Source organism: Paenibacillus periandrae (assembly GCF_022458865.1).
GTDB classification, from domain to species: Bacteria; Bacillota; Bacilli; order Paenibacillales; family NBRC-103111; genus Paenibacillus_S; species Paenibacillus_S periandrae.
Window position 1 is genome coordinate 249,805 of sequence record NZ_JAJNMU010000008.1, and the last position, 19,492, is coordinate 269,296.

General features: G+C 38.5%; 19 protein-coding genes. All 19 read left to right on the forward strand.

Translation table 11 applies throughout. The annotated features are described in order from the left end of the window. The first annotated feature begins 119 nt into the window (after window positions 1-119). The 19 genes from LRL21_RS15430 (at window position 120) to LRL21_RS15520 (ending at window position 18,766) form a co-directional block, all read left to right on the forward strand. Window positions 120-338, forward strand: coding sequence for a hypothetical protein (locus tag LRL21_RS15430; protein WP_240416689.1), 219 nt, complete (start codon window positions 120-122; stop codon window positions 336-338). A gap of 23 nt (window positions 339-361) precedes the next feature. Further along, entirely contained in the window at window positions 362-784 is a 423-nt protein-coding gene (locus LRL21_RS15435) for a hypothetical protein (RefSeq protein ID WP_240416690.1), read from the forward strand. Window positions 785-1,035: 251 nt separating this feature from the next. Beyond that, window positions 1,036-2,037 (forward strand): DUF4238 domain-containing protein, encoded by a 1,002-nt coding sequence (locus tag LRL21_RS15440; RefSeq protein WP_240416691.1) that lies wholly within the window; start codon window positions 1,036-1,038, stop codon window positions 2,035-2,037. A 1,858-nt stretch (window positions 2,038-3,895) separates the two neighbouring features. Then, entirely contained in the window at window positions 3,896-4,648 is a 753-nt protein-coding gene (locus LRL21_RS15445) for a hypothetical protein (protein ID WP_240416692.1), read from the forward strand. Between the two features lie 15 nt (window positions 4,649-4,663). Then, window positions 4,664-5,506: a hypothetical protein gene (locus tag LRL21_RS15450; protein ID WP_240416693.1), complete on the forward strand. Its 843-nt coding sequence runs from the start codon at window positions 4,664-4,666 to the stop codon at window positions 5,504-5,506. 219 nt (window positions 5,507-5,725) lie between these two features. Beyond that, window positions 5,726-5,989, forward strand: coding sequence for a hypothetical protein (locus LRL21_RS15455; protein ID WP_240416694.1), 264 nt, complete (start codon window positions 5,726-5,728; stop codon window positions 5,987-5,989). 221 nt (window positions 5,990-6,210) lie between these two features. Beyond that, complete coding sequence (locus tag LRL21_RS15460) at window positions 6,211-6,687, forward strand: hypothetical protein (protein ID WP_240416695.1); 477 nt, start codon at window positions 6,211-6,213, stop codon at window positions 6,685-6,687. A gap of 631 nt (window positions 6,688-7,318) precedes the next feature. Further along, on the forward strand, window positions 7,319-7,894 hold the full coding sequence (locus LRL21_RS15465) for a hypothetical protein (RefSeq protein ID WP_240416696.1): 576 nt from the start codon (window positions 7,319-7,321) through the stop codon (window positions 7,892-7,894). Between the two features lie 96 nt (window positions 7,895-7,990). Further along, window positions 7,991-8,260: a hypothetical protein gene (locus LRL21_RS15470; protein ID WP_240416697.1), complete on the forward strand. Its 270-nt coding sequence runs from the start codon at window positions 7,991-7,993 to the stop codon at window positions 8,258-8,260. 451 nt (window positions 8,261-8,711) lie between these two features. Further along, window positions 8,712-9,191 carry a transcription elongation factor GreA gene (gene greA, locus LRL21_RS15475; RefSeq protein ID WP_240416698.1) on the forward strand — a complete coding sequence of 160 codons (480 nt, stop codon included), beginning with the start codon at window positions 8,712-8,714 and terminating at the stop codon, window positions 9,189-9,191. A 252-nt stretch (window positions 9,192-9,443) separates the two neighbouring features. Then, a complete protein-coding gene (locus LRL21_RS15480; protein ID WP_240416699.1) occupies window positions 9,444-9,893 on the forward strand; it encodes an AbrB/MazE/SpoVT family DNA-binding domain-containing protein in 450 nt (149 codons plus the stop codon). A 13-nt stretch (window positions 9,894-9,906) separates the two neighbouring features. Beyond that, entirely contained in the window at window positions 9,907-10,431 is a 525-nt protein-coding gene (locus LRL21_RS15485; RefSeq protein WP_240416700.1) for a hypothetical protein, read from the forward strand. 410 nt (window positions 10,432-10,841) lie between these two features. Continuing rightward, on the forward strand, window positions 10,842-11,153 hold the full coding sequence (locus tag LRL21_RS15490) for a hypothetical protein (protein ID WP_240416701.1): 312 nt from the start codon (window positions 10,842-10,844) through the stop codon (window positions 11,151-11,153). A gap of 839 nt (window positions 11,154-11,992) precedes the next feature. After that, a complete protein-coding gene (locus LRL21_RS15495) occupies window positions 11,993-16,168 on the forward strand; it encodes a DNA topoisomerase 3 (protein WP_240416702.1) in 4,176 nt (1,391 codons plus the stop codon). A 146-nt stretch (window positions 16,169-16,314) separates the two neighbouring features. After that, window positions 16,315-16,662 carry a hypothetical protein gene (locus LRL21_RS15500; RefSeq protein ID WP_240416703.1) on the forward strand — a complete coding sequence of 116 codons (348 nt, stop codon included), beginning with the start codon at window positions 16,315-16,317 and terminating at the stop codon, window positions 16,660-16,662. Window positions 16,663-16,773: 111 nt separating this feature from the next. Next, window positions 16,774-16,995 (forward strand): hypothetical protein, encoded by a 222-nt coding sequence (locus LRL21_RS15505; protein WP_240416704.1) that lies wholly within the window; start codon window positions 16,774-16,776, stop codon window positions 16,993-16,995. A gap of 363 nt (window positions 16,996-17,358) precedes the next feature. Next, complete coding sequence (locus tag LRL21_RS15510; protein ID WP_240416705.1) at window positions 17,359-17,922, forward strand: hypothetical protein; 564 nt, start codon at window positions 17,359-17,361, stop codon at window positions 17,920-17,922. Window positions 17,923-17,947: 25 nt separating this feature from the next. Further along, complete coding sequence (locus tag LRL21_RS15515) at window positions 17,948-18,199, forward strand: hypothetical protein (protein WP_240416706.1); 252 nt, start codon at window positions 17,948-17,950, stop codon at window positions 18,197-18,199. A 381-nt stretch (window positions 18,200-18,580) separates the two neighbouring features. Further along, a complete protein-coding gene (locus LRL21_RS15520; RefSeq protein ID WP_240416707.1) occupies window positions 18,581-18,766 on the forward strand; it encodes a hypothetical protein in 186 nt (61 codons plus the stop codon). The last annotated feature ends 726 nt before the right edge of the window (window positions 18,767-19,492 follow it).

A 19,492-nucleotide genomic window follows, 5' to 3' on the forward strand; every position in this document is an offset into this window, starting at 1 on the left:
GAAATGGACCCAGTAGGAAAATTGGGTCCTTCTGTCGAATAGTTAAAAGTACATAACACTCTTCAGTAACGAAGAAAGGCAAAAAGGGTCAGATCCATTTCATTTTAGGAGGTAGTTCCATGTTCAAACGTGACGATGAACTTAAAAATCCTATCGATTTTGACAATGTAATCTTTTTTAGCGTCCCCATTGAGGTATACATAAAGGATGGTTCTCATGTAGAAACGGGCATGATCGAAAGCCATACCGAATATGCAATCTTCATGAATGGTGGTCGCTATTTGAAGGAGAACTGTAGGTTCAAAGTAGGGTATAAGCCGAATCAAACACAAAGGTAGGGGATCAAATGCCAGTTACAATAATGGATCAAGAAAGACTGGCTAGCGTGCTCAAGACATTAGACAGCTGTCAATTAGAGTGTGATGGAATGACACGTATCATTAGTTGTATACTTCAATCTGCAGAAATTTCTCATATAGTAAGAGTGGGGACACTTACAAATGTCCGGACATCAAAAACTATCGAACCGCATCTTTGGATAGAGTTGCAGGATGGCACGGTGATTGATTTCCGAGCAAAAATGTGGCTTGGTAATGAGGTAGATATCCCACATGGTGTATTTACTCCTGAAAAATGGACGCAAGTCGGATATACTGGCCAAGAAACAACAACGTATCCTCTGGCAGATTCTATTGCTCGCTTACTTGCACGTATAAATGGAATCGATATTGATGCTTTAGTTGCTCAATTAACAGACCAGGAAGAACATAACTCAACCTTGTAGTAAAAGACCTGGGTGAAAAGCGATACTGAAAATTAAAATAAAGTAATACAAACAAGAAGCAATCCCTCAAAAATAGGAGGTGATTGCTTCTTGTTTGTTAAAAATCAGATAGATGTGTTGAGAAAGTCAGAATAAAATAAAAGATTAGACTAGGTGTGTTTTTCAATTATAAACACCGATATGACAGACTTCTTTAATATTTGCTATAGTAAGATCTAACCCAATCACACAATAAAAGGAGGTCATGGCAATTGAGCAAGGTCACAAATCAGCATTATGTTCCGCAGAATTACCTTATGAATTTTACCAATTCCAAGGGACATCTCTATGTATTCGATAAGACGACAAAGAAAAGCCCCTTTCCAACAAGTCCGAGAAATGTGGCAAGTGAACGATATTTTTATGATATTGATCCTGAAGTTCTTGAACACATACCCGATGACTTCGATGAACAATTCATAGAGAAAAACTTTAGTAAAATGGAGGGTGAACTCAACAATCTAATTAAAAACATAAAACTTCGTTATAGTATGGGAATGAATTCGCTCTATCAGTCAGCAATTGTAACGGATGAAGAAAGAGTTTCCTTTTCGATTCAAATCAGTATGCAAATGCTACGAACTGCTGATTTTCGGAATTTTATAATTAATACGCAAAAAACCTTAAGACAAACAATGATAGATCTAATTGGAGTCTCGGAAATTGAAGGTTATCAGCCAGGCGATGTTATGACTCAATTAGATCCAAAATTTGAAACTATAGAGCATCTTCGTTTTATGTTCAATCAACCATATTTAGATTCTTTGAAGCTCGGATTAGTTGAAAATTTCATATGGATCATAGGTGTTAATCAGACTGATCAACCCTTCTTTACGTCAGATAACCCTGTTGTAAGAAACAGTCATGCCAAAGAAAATGAAGCACGTTCTTACCAAGGGGTATTCTCCCCAGGGATGGAAATAGTTTACCCACTGACTAGTAAGTTGATCTTAACGCTTTTTGAACGGCGTTCTTTTGCGAACATCAGCAAATGGGATAACTGTTTCATTCCGCTAACAGACGTTGAAAATGTGACGTATTACAATTCGCTTCAGGTTCTTCAGTCCAGCAAACAGATTTATTGCCAAGAAGACAAATTCGAATTGATCCAGCAAATGATCAAAAAAGAGCCGAATATCTTAAAAAAGCGGGAACACGAGCTAATCTCCAATTCACCGCTATTGCAGCAACGTCGAAGACGAAAAAGAAAATAACTATGATACAGTAATCCGCGGGCCTAAACAACCACTCCTTTTCAAAGTATCATACCAAACTAGTCGAAGGAATCGCAATGAATTTAATGTCGGATGGGGTACCTGGGGCACTATGACCAGCAGCCTCCGAAATACAAGTATTTGAGTGACTCAGAAACGAAACAGAGCAGTCATGGACATGAAAATAAAATCCGAGACTGCTACTGTTTTCTGAACAAGATCCTCAATAGATTTGCCATTATTGCTTTGTATGCGGATATTTGTAGGATTGTTTTCAGTCTTTATAAAGTATCTCACTTTAATGTTATTTAGCTGCTTAACTGATTGTATGGTACAAAATGTGACTGTCGAAATGATGATATGAAAAAGATGCTTGTGTGGAAATTATTTTCCTCTTCCCCTTTTATGAATTATGATCCCACATATTACGGATATCCATAAATATTGTTTTTAATGAAGTCAACGTTTCCGCTCCTCGGTTAGCTTAACTCCCGCTATCGAATACCCTTTATTTTCAGAGAAGAATAAGTGCCTGGCATAGGAGGGTAGAAGAAATCAAAAAAAAGTTCATATATAACTAACAACCAAGACCTCACCCAACGCATAATTAGCACCAAACATTGAGATCAACTCGATCATAGTATGATCGACTATCACAAAAAAAGAGGTAAATTAACTTAACTTAACTTAAATAAAAAGCATCGGTCGGCCACGGCTGACGAGACATCAAAACCCGCACCAGCAAAGGATTTATCATTTCACTTAACCTGTTTATTGTTTCCATATATTCGATCTTACACACACCTCACTCCACGCACATCTTGCCTACTTCCTTGGTTAACTCTTCGACTCTTGCGGGGCTTCCGGACCTGTAGATCAAAATGTAACTTTTCTTTGCTTGCCTGTTGGTTGGTTTGACCCTTAACAACCGTCCTTGTTCTTTTAGTAGAATTCTTCTACATTTTGTGGGAGCTTAGGATGGTGCCAAGCGCCCGTCAAGCTCCCACCCCCCCAAACCATCAAAAACGTAACTTGATCCGGATTAAGTTGCAGAATTATAATCTTCGACTTAGTCCGTACCAATAAGGCCCAAGTTGAAGACCGGTATGAAAGGGGAAGGGAATGGGACCATCGGAGTAACGTCGAACCGAGCAGCAAACCTTTGTGCGTAGAGTGAGGTGTGGGTGAAGCGTACACATAAGGTTGAACGAAGATATGGTTAAGATCAGAAACTGATGGATCACAGTTGTCGAGTGAGACTTCTGATCGCAGTATAAAAAAACGAATATCGGCGTGCTTTTAAGTGAGCTACGACTATATATGCGCATGATGAGGTCTATGTTATAATATTTGGTAATAGCGTACATTTGTTCTCTCTTCCCTTTTGTAAGAAAATAGCTTCATCATCGTACCACGTTCCATATCAAATCGAGAAAGGGGCAATCCTAATTGACGTTGTAGAAATAAAAATCATTCCTTACTGTGACTGTGTATCTAACTTCAAAGTCAGTAATCAATTTAAACTGGCCAATTCATAAATGAACTTCTTCAATTACTTGGGAGATACAACCCATCATCGCTCTCGTCTGCATCCTCAGATCCATCGCTTCCTCCTTCAGCTTGATCAAGTCGGTATTGTCATTGTTCTTTTTAGATCATCATAATCCTATTTAAATCAACGTTACGATTGGCAAATTACTATACTCAGGCCAATCATTTTCTAATTGGCCATAGGTATTATAGAGAGAAGGGCTACGTACTCATAAATACCAAAAAAGGATGAAGAGCAAAACTACTGAGGAAACGTATGTATTGAGAAACGTGAAATCAAAATTGTTATTACAATGGAGTGATTAATGTGGAAAAAATACTGGCTCCTCTTGCACCCGATAAATTAGGGTTGAGTGCCAAAGATATTATTTACTTGATTATGTTCCGTGAATTACGGACGGGTCCCAAGATCATGCGAGAATTATACGATGCCGTCGTCGCGGAACCCATAAACCTAAAATCAAAATCATATATCTATCAATGCGTTCGAGAGATGGAAGCTTTCGGTTGGGTCATTTGTATCGAAACCAAAGGTATGATGCGCACGATGTCCACAACTGAAGCGGGCATACAGAAGCAAATTGCTTTTGCCGAAACTTATCTGAATACACTGCAGCGGCTCAAAAATGCAGCTGATTATTTCGCTTTTGAAATCACAGGTACCGGTAAAAGGGAACGGCCCATTTGGGATGAAGGTGTACTCAAGCATTTCAATCGACTCATCAATGTACGTCATCTGGCTAGATATTTGTTCCTAACCATTTTGAATAATCCTGAACACGGTGTAAAAGGTACAGCTATCTCGATTTACGAATTAATGGACAAACGTTACGGTTGGCAATGTGCGGAAGGTTACATTTATGAACTCGCACATGAGATGGAAAATCCGAGTAATGGTTGGCTTGAAGGAAGTTGGGACTCCGATCGTCGCAATTATTATGTTTTTAAGCTTACCTATCATGGAGTCAACATGATTGCACAAGAGGGCGAAGTAGCGCTCCGTTTCATACGTAATTTGCAGCAGTATACACGAAATTTACTTCGTCTTTTTAGCGTCTGAAGGAGAATCTTTGTCATGACTTACTCAGTGTCGTTGAGTGTTTCCCTCCTTGTCATCGCTATTCTTCTTACCTTATGTATGGTTATGACTCATAAGTTAAGAGGGTCGAAGCCAGCCAAAGAATCGCCACTTGAACCATCTGATGGCTTTATTGAACCCGAGTGGTTAGGTATCCGAAGCGGGTTTGCCTTGAAACCCACAATTCTTTTTCTCGAAAATTCCTTTTCGATGTATTATGAAGACATACTGAGAGAAAGGGTCATGAATCTCTATGGTTGGTCCGACGAAACGTACCGAATTCTCCTCTTTGAACTCAAACGATATTTAATTATGCGTTCAACCTTTAAATTCATACCATTGAGGGGAGATCAAACGAGGATCCTTTGGAACGAAATGATCGTACACTCTGATCGATTTGAGAAGTTCTGCCATACCTTTGCCGGACGTACACTACTACCCGATCCAGAGTCGAGTGAACGTCCGACTCATCACTATCAAGCAATGTTTGAATGGTTCTACTTTTCGTGCTATATACCCACCGAGCATAGTGCAGCTGCATGGGGAGGATTTCATCAATACACATTCGATCAACTAATCTTACAACGCTATAAACAAATGAGTCACAATACAATCTTGATCACACTGTTTAGCATGGAGGGTATCAACAATACTCCTGACATCGATAAAGCAGCGAATTACTTAATCGCCTTGCTCCGATCTCATTTGCATGCCTCAGTTGATCTTGGGGCTCATGCACAGGGGAGTGCCGCGTATAATAAAACGATGTCAACCCTTGATGTTTCTGACATCTTTCCATACCTTTATACCTCATATTGGCGTGTGCAAGAACAAGAGTAGGTTCATGTTATAAATGACTTTATTTATCAAATTTAATATGATCAACTTATTACCTGATCGCAAATCTGCAGCAAGCCTAGAGATCTCAAATTCAACGAAATACGATATGTCATACTGACAAATCTTCTTTATTGGAATCCAAAACCAGTAAGGAATAGCAGCACCCATATTTACTTTCTTAAAATCCATAAATCCTACACTGAAGGAGTCCATCTAATTATGCTCATTGAGAATTTTAGATTTAACAAACTCTCCAATAAAAAAGTAATTTTAGAACTTGTCCTCTTAGTGGAAAAAAAACGTGCGTATGATAGAGAATATCTATATTCTGATATATTTAATCTATTGAAAGATACATTTACCCGCTTTGGCTATAATACGACAGATATGAGAGTTGTTTGGAATACTTCAAATACTGAACCAGGCGATGATGAAATTACTCTAATTTTAAATGGTATTGTTGATAATTTATTAACTAACTAGGGGGAATACAAAAAAAATCTGTTCCAAAATGGTAAATGACTGGTTTAATAATGGGTCACCATTCATCTTTATCAATACAACATTGAATGTAAAAGAGTTCAATCGGTACCCAAGAGAGTTGGTCGTACTGTTGGAAACAGGCGATTCACTCTAAATTGTCTATAATTTGTCTGTATTAATTTCTACCTGATCGTCTGAATAAATAACTGGAGCGTGAACGGATGAAAGTACGCGTGTTTAACGAACCTAATCAAAAACCATTTGAAGAATTTACATTACCAAACCACAAGATTTATTATTTCACCAATTTCTCTTTATTAATGACTTTTGAAAATATAATAAAATTTTCGGAAATGGCTGTGAATCAACCTTATTTCGAAATATGGTCTATGCCCGTAGCCAATGATAATGACAATATTCTCATGAATCTGGAGTCGAAGTTGTTGTTGAAAGCCGAGCATTCAGATATGTTGAAAAACAGTTATTTGAATTTTGTTAGGGAACATGAATCCTTCCCGGCTTATATCAATCAGAACTATTTAATTGTCTCAAAAGAACATAGTAAGATTATTGTGAATGAGCTTCTAAAGATTGGTTATTTAACCAGAGAGGTAAATGAAGTGGAAGCACGGAAGATTACAGTCTTTGAAGTGGAAGCACGGAAGATTGCAGTCTTCAATATCGTCTACACAGTATGAGAACATATGTGCTATATGAGCTTTGTATGACTCCAGGACTTATTGCAAACGTTGTTTTGATATTTTTTTGGCCCTCACTTATTCGATCGTCTTACATGGGATTTACCTCTATTACTAGCACTTAGTGTATTGAACTTAGTAGCGTACCACATGTTCATGCTCCCGACTCGTATCAAATCTCAGTTGAAAGATGTAATTATAGAAAACGACTCCTTTGATTCTTACGAGGATATTTTAGAGGGAATCATAAAAAAATCGGAGGCGAGTCAGGCTGCCTACAACGGTTACTCACGATTAACCCTCAATGAACTAGCTGAGAAATCAAATCTTAAGGTGGTCCGATTTAAATCCGTAACCAAATCCTTAGAAGTCATGTTGGGTATCAATTTATGTACAATGATGATTTATAACATCATGTTTTCGCAGGGGTTCGATTTCCAAGTTTTATGTGTCGAATGGTTTCTTTTTATAAGCCTTGCAATAATTCTATACTTCTATCATAAGCGTCTAGATTTCTGGAGCTATCAGCAGCTCATATTAAAACAATGTATAGAGAAATGTAAAGGTGATGAAGTATTCCACTTTGACGATGAATTTTAACACCTTAGCAACCCATTTGGAAGGAGACTCTATGAACCGTACTGATTTAATAGAGCAATTAATGAAAGCTTGTACAAATAGTAATAATAATGAAATGACAATCATTGAGTCTGCCAGAATCAAAATAGAAGTAACCAAAGATGAACTCGTACAGGGAAAAATTAAAAGGCATCTTGATCTAATTGAACGAGCTGAGAAGAAAAAATCAAAAGCTCGCAGCACAGTTAGACTAACTTTCCAAGGATATGATAGCCGCGCTCTCATTCAGCATCGAGAAGTTCGGGGATACTTACAACGACTATTCAAAATAAAACCGCATATGCTTTACTTTCTTGATCGAGAGAGTAATATACAGTCAATCTTACTTTGTTTATTGGAAACTGATATTGGCGCTTATGGTAATTTGTTCGCTGACAGGCAAAAAGGCCATGCCGAATTTACGTTTTATGGTACAGACATCATCTCACATGTTCGGAAATATATCGAAAAGGCTGTTAGATATGCTAGCGGACTAAAAGAGCCGGCGTCTACTCAGAAGGAATTCATCACATACTTACTTGATGCGATCGATTACGAGCGACTTGCTGAAGAGGGAGAATCTTTATAATGAAAAACTAGACATTTTGCGAACGTGGTTTTGCATGAATTGAATACCTCCAAGGAAAAGAAGGATCATTTATTGAATAGGAGTTAAAATCGCCTGATGAAAAATATAACTGAATTACTTGAAACATCAGGAATAACAGTTGGACAACTCGTCAACCTCATTAATTTAGAAGGTGGCCGTGATCCTGGGAAACCGATTATATTTGACGAGACATGCCGAAATTGCCAACGATTATTTTTCTCCGTTTCGCAGGATCATTTTATGCGTTTAAATAACGGATACCCCATTCATTGCCCTTTTTGCCGAGAAATTGATAAAAGAAAAGCCAAACTACATTCTTTTCATAAACGAAAGAACAAAGTATAAGATTGTCTGTCGAGCTTTGCGATAATATTCATCCTGCTTTAAGGAGGATGAAGATAGCTGCAATTCGCTCACTTATGTAAGCATTGCACGGAATCATTCTAATTTATTGGTGTTGTATGTGGATTTTCATTTCTTTTTCCTACAACATCGAACATATGCTTCAGTAACAACCGCAGTGATTGCGTTTACATTGATCTGGTAATTTGAAAAAGTTACTATCCCCTAATTTGGCCAATAAATTGACATTTCCTTTTCATTTAGCTGTCGGTTTCGCAAGAAAGTTGGATAGAAGACCGGTGAAGGGAATGCAAGGGTTTGGAACGTGGAAGAGACAAGATCCACTCCCTTGTGGCCAGATTCATTTGTTCTTTGGGGCCACATATGTAAATGCTATTATGCAATTGACTTGGAATAGCATGACTTCACAAAATGATTATTAGGAGAGATATTAATGAGTACAAAAGAGGTTGTTCTAACTAAGGAAGGTATTTTGAAATTAGAGGGAGAACTTGAGTATTTGAAGTCGGTTAAACGCCGCGAAGTCTCAGATCGCATTAAATCAGCTCTTGAAAATGGAGGCGTTGATGAAAACTCGGAATATGAGGATGCAAAGAATGAACAGGCTTTTGTGGAAGGGCGAATTATTTCATTCGAGAAAATGTTGAAAAACGTCAAGGTTGCTGATGTTGAAAACGGAGATACTTCTGCTGTTAGTGTCGGGCTTACTGTCTTGCTAAAAGACCTAGAGTATAATGACACTGTAAAGTACACAATCGTTGGACCCATTGAGTCCGACGTATTCAACAACAAAATTTCTTATGAGAGTCCATTAGGAAAAGCGCTTATGGGAAAAAGCACAGGAACGAAAATCGATGTTACAGCTCCTGCAGGTGTGCTTAGATACGAAATACTTGAGATCCTCAATCCCTAAATACACAATCGGGTAGGAATTATGAAGACCCATTATCCCCCTTTATTTGCCGTAGCTATTATTGGTATCATCTTATCTATAGTGTTAAAACTTTCAAAATGAGGAATTATTACTTGTGATTCTTTGAGAAAGCTTATTAAGAAAAGATGGAAGTATATGTAGAACAGGTTTTGAACCTGTTTCTTTTTTTTTGTAACTTTTTTCCTTAATTATGTGGTAGAATAGTCTCAAATTTACATAGGAGGTAATGAAATGAGTAGCCAAAATATGAAGCAGAATAATGAATTTAAATTACCTTCTGACGCACATACGTTAAAAAATATGATGAGTGTTATTTTAGAAAAATCTTTAGTTAACATGGACAGGCTTAGGGATCGTGAGCAAATTTTGCATCTGTTAGGGTTATTGAAGAATCCAGATGCGCTTCAGGGTGGGTTACGAAGAATCAAGTCAACAGGAGTTGTTCGTAATCTTGATGACTTGGGGCGATTTACTTTGCCGGCCGAGCTGCGCCGTGTCATGGGCATTGCGAAACAGGATCATGTGGATATTTATTTAGAGGGCGATTGGATTATCGTCCAGGCTCATAGACAATTTTGTCATTTTTGTGGTAGTGAAAAGGATATTAATGAATTTAAAGGCAAGTTTATTTGTGAAACGTGTATTGGGGATCTATTTAATACAGTTGATAATAATGAGTAGGGGGAAACACTGGATGAGCAATCTTCTATTTGAAGGAAATAAAAATGAAATAATGGACTTTGAGTCATGGAAAGCAATTAAAAACTTAGAAATCAAAACCCAATTAATAAAACACTGGCGAACCATTTTCAGCGATAAAGATATAAAAGCTTCTTGGAAAGTTAATACAGGTACCTTTTACTATCAATTACGAAAATGCGGAATTGGTCGACGTAGTCAAAATGATGATCTTGAGCAAGCAGCTGGAGCCATGGCTACTCAGCTGCTAATAGGTAATCCGAATTCTTTACCAAAAGATTCAGAGCGTACTATAATAGATGCTACTTATGAGGTCATTCCTAAGCTTGAAAAGAATCTTGATCTTCCTGCTGTTCGCGAAGACGTAGAACGGAAAACTGCAGCTGTTACTTCAGGTGCTTATCTTAACTTCGATTTCAAAGGAGACTTTGTACTGATTGAGAAGAAGTTTAAAAATATGTTAGGTTTGCTAGAAGATGAAGGGTTATTAAGGGTTAGAGTTGAGATTTTCAGGGAGTAATGAATTATTGTCTAATATCATTTATATTTAGGAGTTTATTACTTACAAGTTCATCCTTTCTCGAATTATTCTCGGACTAGAGGGAAGTGTTGGTTTAAATAACCTCTTCCTATATTGGTTCTACATTACATACAGCGGCAATCTTTCTTTGGTCAAATCAAACCCTAGCTTTTTTAAGTTCTCTCGGTTTCCTTGGTTCCTAATATCTATAATTCTGGTTTGGTAGGGATACATCAATTACTTTAATATTTTGGTTAATTCGATTATTAATTGGAATAAGTAATTCAATAAATAAAGTTGTTTATTTAGGGAGTGAATCCATGAGGCAATCTGGAATTGACAAGTTACTAAATAGAGACTGGAAGCTTCAGTGTTGGAAAGCTAGATATGGCCCCGGCGTATGGATGATAATGGCACCCCAAGCCGGGTATCTGGACCAGATCAGAGAAGCTTTAACCGGTGGGGATATTGTGGCTAATTCATTGGAGTCTTACTTCAATAACGAAGGTTCTTGGCTTCCAGTTGTTTATGCAACTAACTTCATGGATGCATTATCCAAACTAGAACATAAACTGGAGCCTTTCATTAACAGTGAGAAATGGATAAATGGAGTCTTTTCTGCAATAGAGCGAATTGCTGAAGTAGACGATGGTCATTATGGAATTGAAATTGCAGTTGAACAGGATAAGGAAAGTATTCTCTATAAACCAGATGGTGTATAAAAGCAATAGTTTTTAATCCTGCATCAGAATGTATTAATTGCTGATTTTATTTTAGAAGTATTAAATTCTTTTCAACCCATGAAATCCGAAATCCTTTCTTGTTATAACGGTTGATTACGAACATTCTCACATCTTTTTACTAAAGAGCTATACATATTGTTTTGGTATAAGCTATGGTTCCTCATAATTAGCAATATTTTATAATGAACCAAAAAACAGAATTTCCTTTAGAAAATTGGAGGTTTCCAGACAATAGACTACAATATAATGAAGAAGAAGGCATGAAAAGGAGAGAACGCATTGGATCATTCTAAATACCCTATAAGTTTAACTGGAATTGTATTCTATTGGGAGGGAGAACGGTATTTCGAGCTCTTCGAAGACGGACGGCGTGTGGAAATGTCTAAGGAAAATTTCGAATCCCGCTCTGCAGAATATAATTCAGCTGGGACCCCCTTTATGATCATTGACGACAAACAAATTAATCTCTTACTACAAGTATGGAGTCAAGCACCTAGAAAGATAGATACACAACGTCTTCATTTTTATAGAGATTTCGGAGTGATCAACAAGCTCCAATATACCCATTATGCGAATCTTAAAAACCGCTTCTTATCTTAGTAATAAGGCCGGCAGCTAGTTTCGATATCAGAATATATACCAAGAGAAGACGAACGACTCAACTAACAGATGTGTTGCAACGTGTCATCTTGGACGTTTTTTGCTATAATTGAAATAACTCGCATAACCCATCAAAAAGAGAAGCACTCTTTTCCCAAAACAACGGGAGATTTGTGCTTTTTTTTATTTTTTCTTGATTTTGAAAGAGGAGGTCAATTATGAAAGTCGTTCTTGCAGAGAAAAAGATTCAAGCTGAAGAATTAGCGAAACCATTCCCGCATAAAAGTGCTCAAGGATATATTGAACTTCTACCCTGTGCTACCTTCCCAAAAGGAGGATTCGTTGTCTGGGCATCTGGCCACTTAATTGGATTATCCGAGCCTGAGGAATATGACCCTAAATACGAAAAATGGAATATTCAAGATCTCCCCATTGTACCTCAAAATTTTAAGCATAAGGTCGACCGTGCTAAATCGGGACTCTACACCACGATAAAACGTCTTGTAACTGATCCGAGGGTTTCTGAAGTCATTTTAAGTACAGATCCCGGCCGCGAAGGTGAATTAATAGGGGGTCTTATTCTTCGACATGCAGGAAATAAGAAACCAGTGAAGCGTTTGTGGACATCTTCACTGGCAAAAACCGCTGTAGTGAAAGCTTTTAACAACTTACTGCCCGAATCAGCTAAAAAGAATCTCTATTATGAGGCGTACAGTCGGCAATGTGCGGATTGGCTCGTAGGGATGAACACATCACGATTGTATTCCATTCTCCTGCAAAGCAAAGGTGTTAAAGCTGATGGTAGTTTTTCTACTGGCCGCGTACAAACACCTTTACTTGCTCTCATTGTGGAGCGGGATATTGCCATTGAAAATTTCGTTTCAAAACCATTTTGGCAGGTGTATGCGGATTTTGAAGTCAATGGGAAACGATACCGCGGCCAATGGTTTAAAGATGCCATGACCAACTTACCTGTAATGAAACTATCGAACGACTTAATCCTGGCTTGCCAAGGTAAACAAGCCGATATTCGAGATGTAAAAAAAGAGCAGAAACAATATGCACCTCCTTTGTTACACAATCTTTCATCACTACAAACATTAGTCAATAAACGACTTAGGTACTCGCCACAAGACGTTTTAGACATCGTTCAAGGTCTTTATGAACGAGGTGTTGTGAGCTATCCGCGCTCGGATTCTCAGTACGTAACAGAGGATGAAGCGATTACTTTTCCATCCATTTTGGAAAAGTTGTCCCACATTATTGAATTCTCCGCTCTACTGCCGACACCAGTACAAAGCTTAATAGGTAACAAACAATACGTAAATCCTGAAATGGTATCCGATCATTATGCCATTATTCCAACAGAAGACGTTCCTAATCTATCGGATCTAGATGAACGCGAACGTAATGTCTATGATCTGATTGCCCGATCGTTAATTGCTGCACATTATCCTAAAGCCATTTTTGATTTCACAACCGTTATTACCTATATTGATGGGAAGTTTTCTTTTATTTCCAAAGGAAAAGTAACCATTCAAGAAGGATGGCGCAAAGTTCTATTTCCAAACGGTTTAAAAGAAGACGACGAAAGTGAGGATTCGGATGAACAAACGCTTCCAGTCCTTGTTTCTGGTGAACAAGGTATTGCCATTACCTGCACATCCAAAGAGGGGAAGACACAACCACCAAAACGATATACGGAAGGTAATTTGATTTCATTAATGAAGAGTGCTGGAAAAAGCGTAGATGATAAGGAGATCGAGAAGATTCTGCAGAGTACCGATGGTCTGGGTACCGAAGCAACCCGCTCCGGAATGATAGGAAGGCTTAAGCAACAGAAATACATCGAAGTAAAAAAGAATATGGTGTACAGTACAAATAAAGGTCGTATCCTCATTCAAGCCATCGGTAACTCGATCCTTGCTAGTGCTGAAATGACGGGAAAATGGGAGAAGAGGCTACGTCAAGTTGGAGACGGTTCTATTAAGTATATGGAATTTATTGAGGAGGCAAAAGCTCTAACTCTTCAACTAGTCCAGGAAGGCTACGCCTCCGTCCAGAATATGACTCCGGTTACCATTCCTTCTGAATCACCTGTATCAGGTGTACCGGTGCAAAGCGAGACGAAATCCTACCATCAATCTAATCATACCGTGCCCTTGGTTCAACATACTTCATCTCATCAAGCAGCTCCGTCTACACCAGGTCCTTCTCATCAATTTAGAGATAAAGGCAGTGACATAACGAAGAGGACTTCGATGCCAAATCTTGGGTCTCAGGCTCCACAACTATCATCTACACCTATACCAAGTTCAAGAAAAGAATTTACTAGTCTAGATGATGAACTGTACCACAAAGCTCTTTGGGAGGTCGTACATGCCAAACAAGCTTCAGTATCGTTATTACAACGGCGATTAACCGTTGGGTATACCGTGTGCGCAAAACTCATTGATCGTATGGAACTAGAAGGGTTCATCAGTCCTTATAAAGGGAACGAACCAAGGAAAGTTCTTATGGATATTGAGGAATTGCAAAGACGATATCCACGTAATAATACTAGTCCTTCTGTTCAGATTGCACAGACTGTCTCAATTCATTCCGAACAAAATGCTCAGATGAAACCAGCCGTACCTGCGCAATCAACTACACAATTAAAAGGACCTGAAGCGTCAAAAGAAAAACAAACAATAGGTGATATAATTGAACCTTCTTTCGCTCCCTTGACAAGGAGTCAGCCTCTACAGGTGGAGAAACAAAAAAATCATGCAGGGGGGATTGAGCCTTCTCCTGGAGCTTCTCAATCCTATGAGAATCCAAGGACGCCATACCCACCTTCTGTAGAGTCAACAAACACATCAGAAACATATCAAACACCACAACAGAACCTAAGGCAACCTGTTTCCCATCCAAGTGAACCAGAACCACCAGGTAAGAGTACCAAGTCTCCTATGCAACAACGTGGGACATTGAATATGCATGACCTTGGTTATTGCCCGAAGTGTCGTATAGCCCTTGTGATGGATAAAGGAAAATTTTATGGTTGTAGCGCTTATAAGGAGACACAATGTGACTTCACTATAGGTAAGCAAATTCTAGGAGTGGAAGTAACCAAGGAAGACGTGCAATCTCTTCTCAATAAGGGTGAAACCTTGGTTAAAAAGGGTTTCAAAAGTAAAAATACCGACGATTTTTTTGATGCTGCCATCGTGATGAAAGCAGATGGAAGGATTGAATTTAAGTCACCTGAAGCTCGGGCTCTTAAACTTCCTACATCTTTACTACGAATGCAGTCGAACCATAAAGAGGCGGTGAACAATAGCCAGGAAATTGAATGGATCGAATTGGCCACATCTATGATCAAAATGCCTGCAAAAGTTAAGAAGGTTTCTCATGGCCCTAAAGTGATACGATATGAATTGTTACCGGAATCCATGAAAATCAATATATCAAATTATAGGCGCTACAGGGACAATTTCCAAGCAGCTCTGCAGGCAGAGAAGATTACTCTATATTCCCCTATACCAGGTTCTAATCATGTGGGTATAGAGGTACCCAATAAGAACCCTTACGTCATCCATTTAAGAGGAATGCTCGAAAATCGCGAATTTTTAATTAATCGCGATGCTCTTAGCTTCCCGATCGGGGTTGATATGATCGGGAAGCCTGTTATTGCTGACTTAGCGAAGATGCCGCATCTTTTGATTGCTGGCGCAACCGGCTCGGGTAAATCGGTTTTCCTGAATGCCCTAATTATCAGTTTGGTTTATGGCTTAGATCCAGACGAATTACGTTTAATTTTAATTGATCCTAAAAAGGTGGAGTTGTCGGCTTATTCGAAGCTTCCTCATCTATTCTGCCCAATTATTATAGATCCTCAACGATCAGTATCAGCGTTAAAGTCACTTGTTGCAGAAATGGACAAGCGGTACGATATTTTCCTTAAAGAAGGGGTTAAGAATATTCAATCGTACAACGAATCGTTGCTTAAGAAGGATCCAAGAGCAGCAAAGTTACCCTATATTGTTCTCGTAATTGATGAATTGGCTGATCTGATGATGACAGCTTCAGATGACGTCGAAACACAAATACAGCGTCTGTCTCAATTATCTCGCGCAGCAGGTATTCATATGGTCATCGCCACACAGAGACCGACCAAACAATTCCTGTCTACTGCCATAAAAGGAAATTTGCCAACTCGTTTAGCTTTTGCCGTCGCGTCAGGAAACGACTCTCTGGTAATATTGGATGAACCGGGTGCGGAGGATTTACTTGGGGGAGGCGATATGTTTTTCAAACCGAAGGACGGACCCAAACAACGCCTTGTATCCGCCTATGTATCTGATGAAGAGATTGAGTCTGTTGTCTCTTTTATTACTCAAAAATATTCATAGCTGTGAAATTAGAAATATATCTTCATAAATTTGCAAAAGGCGTTCCCTTACATCCATAATTAATATAGAAGAGGAGTGGTCCCGATTCTTTCTACGGGATCACTTTCTGAACTTTACGTCATCCATATAAATGGGGGTAAACCAATATGAGTACAACAATAGACATCTCTATTTTTCCTAAAGTAAATGAACAAGTTCAAATTGCCGGCATCCAAAATCGACAAGATCACATTATTTGGACAAAGCTATCGAAAGCAGAAACTGCTTGCGCTCTAGCAGAGCTTAGCCAACTATGCAGAGCAAGCCTGAGCACGAGCTTCACTGCTCGTAAGCGGGCCAAGCAGTCTCTGAACTATTATAAAACAACCGTAGGAGCAAAAATTCACCCTTTTGCAGCTGCTCAAGCAAGAGAGGATCTGGGGTTGTCGCGAGAACGGATGGAAGAATTACTTAAAAAACAATTTACTCAACTTTCTACTGAAATCACATCATAAAATTTGTTAAGATATGAGTATATGTGCTCAGTAGAAGTGCACTTGGTTCAAAATCGTTGGAATATGATTCCTGTGATTGCTAGATTAACTTACATTTAGGGGATGAACAGAATGAGAATTGAAAAGAATGTGACTTATTGGGGTAACGTTGGTAAGAGGGAAGTAAACCGGAAAGTAAATATCATCGAAACACGAACTAGTGGAACTAAATACGTAAACTGGACTCAAAAGAAGAAAGATGGTTCTGATGGTCAAAATAGTTGGACTGAACTTCGAAAATTTGAGGCGTGGGTAAAAGGAATCTACGAAAAGAATCCAGAGGTAACCCCATAGTAGGGGATGGATAAATGACAAATTGCGGCTGAACTTAATAAGGAACAGGAAGACAACTCCATGTAGGATGCAGTGCTGGAATGGTATGAAACATGAAATTTCAGCACGGACCACATAAGTAAAACGGATATAATCAAGCCGCGAAGGACTTGGATCTTCTTCTAGAGGATTACGAAACAAGCGGGGACTGCACTTAGTGCGATTTAATAAGCAGCGAGCTCAGGGATTGCCATATTGGTTGATCGAGCAACAGACTTTGGCAAAATGTAACGTATATGCTCTAATCTAGACCTTGACGCCTATAAAGACAGCCATGATGTTTATCCAATTGATCAAAATATACCTGAGGAAGGAATGAACCCATTGAGTGAACAGGAACAAATGATAGTCGAAACTCATGAACAGGCATTAATACTCGGATGGATATTTATTATTCAACATCTGCCGCATTACAAATTTAATGATGTTGAAAACGATCTTATCGATAAATTAACCAGACTTGTCAAACCTGCGAGATCAGCAGCTTTCCCTATCGAACTTAATAGGGATGAAGTGGGGCATTTAAAATTAAATGCTCAAAAATTTAGCAGTTTGACTCAAAATGAAATTGTAAGAATTATAGAAGCAGGAGAACTTAGTACTCAAGACGTCGTTGACCTTCACACTGCGTTGGAGCTACTCATTAAGGAAAAAGATCAAAAAGATGAAATCCATAAATTGTGGAAAGAAATTAACCCTTCCGTTTATGACATGTATGAAATGATTGCTTCTAAAACTGCGTTAGCTAATCAGCAAGCTTTACGACTGGTTGAACAGGAGAAGGAGATACAGCGCCTTCAAAAATTGGAGGACGTCATGAAATTATTCAAATTAAACGGAGCAACGGATATATTATATTGGTTAGATGAGGCAGGAATAGAGCTCTAACTGCCCGGGAATAGGAGCTGATGAAATGAAGAAAGTTACTATGAATGTAAAGGAAAAATTGACATACACAAGGGAAATTGAGGTTCAGATACCGGACGAGATGACGGAAGAACAGTTTGAAGCCTTATGCATAAAAATGGAACGCAGCGAGGATTTGGATAGCGCTCTTCACGTTCTAGAAAAAATAGGGATCATAATAGGTCCATACGATAAAGACATGAACTCACCCGATGATGGAGAGGTTGAAGTTTTTGAATTTCATATTGAAGGTACTTAATCTCTGCTTCGGTCCGACCGAACAAAATCAAGGGGTAGGGTGGTGTACATGGCTAAGTACGAAGCGATAAATGGATCATACAGATATACTGTCACTGACGAGCCTGCAACGTATGTTAGTTTGCACCAATATGTAATGTCGGGGCCTGATAGGGAATGGAGAAATTGCACGAGTCATACAGACTTCTACCAAAAGAATTTCACTAGATGCGCAGGAGCGATCTCATCAGATGAATGAATAAATCTGAACATAAAAGGATGAGCAAATTGGGAGACCTTATGGTAATTTGGGCGAGTTTAATTTCTGTTGTTTGGTTTATTGGTAAGGTCACAATAAAGTAATATTGAATATCAAGCGTACTATGCTAGAAAGGATTAAAATATGAAATTTGAAGTAATAAAAGATATTCCTGATGGATGGGAAACCACTGCTAAAGTTGGTGATATTCTGACTCTTGGGAAATGGGAAGGTGTATCCACTCTTTTTAAAGGTAAGAAAGCAGTATGCGATGCTGAAAGTGAGTATTCAAAGAATCACTGTAAACCCATCGAGCATGCCAGCCATTGAGTACTTTTCAGATTTCCAAAGGTTCAAAGAGAGGTGCTTTTCTAAAATTAGCTAAGAGATTGAATCTTTAACAAAATGGTGTACCTATCGCCAAATATCATTAAGTTAAGACTCAGACCAAATATCAAGAAAAAGAGCAAGTTATCGAAAAGATAGCTCGCTCTTTTTTTGTACGAACATATAACTTGACAAAGCAGGTGGAAATTGGTCGCGAATCCCCTTGAAAAACGAGAAGAGGATAAGCCAATGGACGAGTACGATAACTCGATAAAAAAAGGTGACATCCCTTATACGGGAAATGTCAGGCACACCAGCACCTTATGTCAAAAAGTACTCCAATCACTCCTTATCTAATAAAGAAATCACAGTTTCTAGTGGTTTTAAGCACCAGAACTAGGATCGATCGTGGAGTAACTACGATCGTTTACCCTGTCAGGCACGGTTTGTGGAAAACAAAGTCGATTGGGCTTTAGACCTATGGTACATGGAATAATCATAGGTGAGTATACAATGATAAATCTAAAATATATTATACCTACTCTGGAGGTACTGAAAATGAATGAAACTCAAGGCATGAGAGATCAAGTGCACGAATGTTTTTTAGATATTACAGGAGCTAAACCGAGCGAAGAAAAATCGTAATTATTGCCTAAGAAGTTCCAACTGACATTAAAGGCTTTGCTCTTCAATGTGGATGGTTTGATACAGAGGTTAGAGAGAAAATAT

Excerpts from the sequence above, each read along its gene's own strand:
- LRL21_RS15430 (WP_240416689.1), top strand. The coding sequence starts at position 120 with ATGTTCAAACGTGACGATGAACTTAAAAATCCTATCGATTTTGACAAT.
- LRL21_RS15435 (WP_240416690.1), top strand. The coding sequence starts at position 362 with ATGGATCAAGAAAGACTGGCTAGCGTGCTCAAGACATTAGACAGCTGT.
- LRL21_RS15450 (WP_240416693.1), top strand. The coding sequence starts at position 4,664 with ATGACTTACTCAGTGTCGTTGAGTGTTTCCCTCCTTGTCATCGCTATT.
- LRL21_RS15455 (WP_240416694.1), top strand. The coding sequence starts at position 5,726 with ATGCTCATTGAGAATTTTAGATTTAACAAACTCTCCAATAAAAAAGTA.
- LRL21_RS15460 (WP_240416695.1), top strand. The coding sequence starts at position 6,211 with ATGAAAGTACGCGTGTTTAACGAACCTAATCAAAAACCATTTGAAGAA.
- LRL21_RS15465 (WP_240416696.1), top strand. The coding sequence starts at position 7,319 with ATGAACCGTACTGATTTAATAGAGCAATTAATGAAAGCTTGTACAAAT.
- LRL21_RS15470 (WP_240416697.1), top strand. The coding sequence starts at position 7,991 with ATGAAAAATATAACTGAATTACTTGAAACATCAGGAATAACAGTTGGA.
- greA (WP_240416698.1), top strand. The coding sequence starts at position 8,712 with ATGAGTACAAAAGAGGTTGTTCTAACTAAGGAAGGTATTTTGAAATTA.
- LRL21_RS15480 (WP_240416699.1), top strand. The coding sequence starts at position 9,444 with ATGAGTAGCCAAAATATGAAGCAGAATAATGAATTTAAATTACCTTCT.
- LRL21_RS15485 (WP_240416700.1), top strand. The coding sequence starts at position 9,907 with ATGAGCAATCTTCTATTTGAAGGAAATAAAAATGAAATAATGGACTTT.
- LRL21_RS15490 (WP_240416701.1), top strand. The coding sequence starts at position 10,842 with ATGGCACCCCAAGCCGGGTATCTGGACCAGATCAGAGAAGCTTTAACC.
- LRL21_RS15495 (WP_240416702.1), top strand. The coding sequence starts at position 11,993 with ATGAAAGTCGTTCTTGCAGAGAAAAAGATTCAAGCTGAAGAATTAGCG.
- LRL21_RS15500 (WP_240416703.1), top strand. The coding sequence starts at position 16,315 with ATGAGTACAACAATAGACATCTCTATTTTTCCTAAAGTAAATGAACAA.
- LRL21_RS15505 (WP_240416704.1), top strand. The coding sequence starts at position 16,774 with ATGAGAATTGAAAAGAATGTGACTTATTGGGGTAACGTTGGTAAGAGG.
- LRL21_RS15515 (WP_240416706.1), top strand. The coding sequence starts at position 17,948 with ATGAAGAAAGTTACTATGAATGTAAAGGAAAAATTGACATACACAAGG.
- LRL21_RS15520 (WP_240416707.1), top strand. The coding sequence starts at position 18,581 with ATGAAATTTGAAGTAATAAAAGATATTCCTGATGGATGGGAAACCACT.